The sequence below is a fragment of the Prevotella sp. P2-180 genome, from assembly GCF_002251435.1.
Classification (GTDB): domain Bacteria; phylum Bacteroidota; class Bacteroidia; order Bacteroidales; family Bacteroidaceae; genus Prevotella.
In genome coordinates this window covers 1-742 of sequence record NZ_NPJI01000035.1, presented here as the reverse complement: position 1 = coordinate 742, position 742 = coordinate 1, and the positions used below count along the sequence as shown (strand labels likewise).

General features: G+C 50.1%; 1 protein-coding gene. It reads right to left on the bottom strand.

All coding sequences use genetic code 11. From position 1 onward, the window contains the following. Positions 1-742, bottom strand: a 742-nt coding sequence (locus CIK98_RS17995; protein ID WP_172409835.1) for a hypothetical protein, incomplete at both ends; no start/stop codon positions are given.

Sequence of the window (742 nt, the reverse complement as noted above, 5' to 3'; positions counted from 1 at the left end):
TCTTGGCGTTATATTCACAGAGCGTCACGGTCATCGCCGCGTTCTCCTCGTCGAGCAATATATAGTCAACTATCTGCACGTCGCCTGTTGCTCCTTCGAGCCATGCGGTGAAGGGCTCGGCTGTTGTTGTCTCCGTATTTCTGACAAAGCAAGGCAAGGTGTTGTTGTCTCCACTATATATTGCCGTTGTGCAAGCTCCTACAGGAACATTAGTATTCTTGGAGAACGATCCCTTGAAATCGCTGTAAGTCGCATTGACTGTAGGCGTAGATACTATGCCGCTGCGCATGACGAGAGGTATTGTTGTTCCTGTTGTCACTGTTGTCGTTGGAACATAGAGCATGCAAGGCACTCCGGCCGGTATGGTGTCAACCATCACCACGTTCACCTGTTCCTGTGCGCCAACCGTCTGTATCTTTCCTATTATCATCACCTTTGCGCCATCTGGCAAATCGTTTCGTTCCACCACTCCTGGCAGACAAATCATGTGGTAGCCCTTGTCGGTTTGCGTCAGGTCGTAGCGAAGCTGTCCTGCAGTAGCCGTGGCATCTGCTGAACGTTTGTATTGGAAGTCAGCCGACTGGTCGAGATAGCCATTGGTGATATAGTCCTTCTTCTCGTTCGGCACATATACCGCCATGTTTGGCAGCTGCCACAGCGACACGTCGGAATAAGGATCATCAATGCTGATGTTGTAGAAATAGTTCTTCTTCGGGTTTGCTTCGGGGATGGCGTCGAAATA